This window comes from Streptomyces milbemycinicus (assembly GCF_002154605.1).
Classification (GTDB): Bacteria; Actinomycetota; Actinomycetes; order Streptomycetales; family Streptomycetaceae; genus Streptomyces; species Streptomyces milbemycinicus.
In genome coordinates this window covers 1-1,339 of sequence record NZ_MUNE01001158.1, presented here as the reverse complement: position 1 = coordinate 1,339, position 1,339 = coordinate 1, and the positions used below count along the sequence as shown (strand labels likewise).

Annotated in this window: 1 pseudogene; it reads right to left on the bottom strand. The window is 69.9% G+C overall.

Annotated elements, in window-relative coordinates:
* Nucleotides 1-298: 298 nt before the first annotated feature.
* Nucleotides 299-958: pseudogene (locus tag CCN51_RS51770) on the bottom strand (transposase); the annotation flags it as partial.
* Between the last annotated feature and the right edge of the window lie 381 nt (nucleotides 959-1,339).

Genomic DNA, 1,339 nt, shown 5'->3' with positions numbered 1-1,339 from the left:
CCGCCCGGCCTGCCGGCCTGGGCCGGCCGCTGCGGACCGGCCTGATCGGTGTCGTCGCCTCCTTGCCACAGCTGGCGGGTGGTGGACTGCCCGGGCCCCTGATGGCGGCGGCCGGACGGCCAGCGTCTACAGGCGGGGTTGGCCGGCGAGGACGGCGCGAAATGTTCGACGAGACGAGAGCTTGCAACTGCCGGGACCGTGCGTGAGACCGACGAACCGGGCGGCCATGACACTCCGCCAGCCGGTCGCATTACCCTTCGTGTTTCGCTGTCTTGAGTGATCAGGTTCCGGCGGTGGCCCGCGTGAAGTCCACGGCCAGTTTCTGCTGCCTGGTGCGGGAGGTGGGCAGGCGCCGGCTGTCCACCCGTGGTCCGTACCGCCTGCTCCACGAGGCCACGTCCACGCTCTGTGCGACCCAGTCCGGATCCGCGCAGGTCAGCGCTTCCAGTGCGGCGCGAACCGCCTCCCCGGCCAGTTCCAGCCGGTTCAGGTCCCGCACCGCCGCGACCACGTGGGTGGAGTCCGTGCGCTGCTTGCCTCCTGCGGCCAGCAGGTCTTGCTCGACCAGCCTGGCCACCAACAAGTCCAGCACCTTCTCTTCCAGGCCATGGGCGGCAACCCGGGTGCGGAACTGGGAGAGGACATGGATGTCGAAGCCGGGATCCTCCAGGCCCAGTCCGAGCGCGTAGGACCACGAGAGTTTGTCCCGGACCGCCTCGGCAGCCTGTCGGTCGGTCAAGTTCTCGGCCATCTGCAGCACCGTGACCAGTGCCAAGCGGCCCGGTGACCAGCCACGCGGCCCCGTCACCGCGAACGCTTCCGCGAACTCGGCATCCGCGAACAACTCACCGAGCCGATCACGTACCGCGACCGGTAGCGGCACCTGACGGCCGGAGTACTTCGCCCGCACCGCCCGAGCCACCTCCGGCGCCGGCTCCGGCCACGACCGCGGCTCCATCGACACGGAACCCCTCCCGCTCCGTGACCGGGAACGAGAAAGACCGGCCACCAGACCAGCCTGCCGCAACAATCAAGACCCCCACCAGCACAAACACCAAATAGGCAACAGGATCGGGCAGAGGCCGGCCGCGCGGAGTCGGCCGACCAGGTTGTCGTGGCGGGCAGGCGGTGATCACCGAGCCGCGCGCGGGTCGGGCGGTGGGGGTCCACAGCAGCCGCCCCTTGCATCGGTCAGGGCGATGACCAGCAGCCCGTGCCGTTTGTGCTTGGCCGACCAGCGGCGTCTCATCGGGTGGCCGGTGCGACCGCGGTGAAGCGCGTCATTTCTCGGCTGGGGTTGGGGCTTGGGGGAGGCGTAGTTGGAAGCATGCTCCGAGGG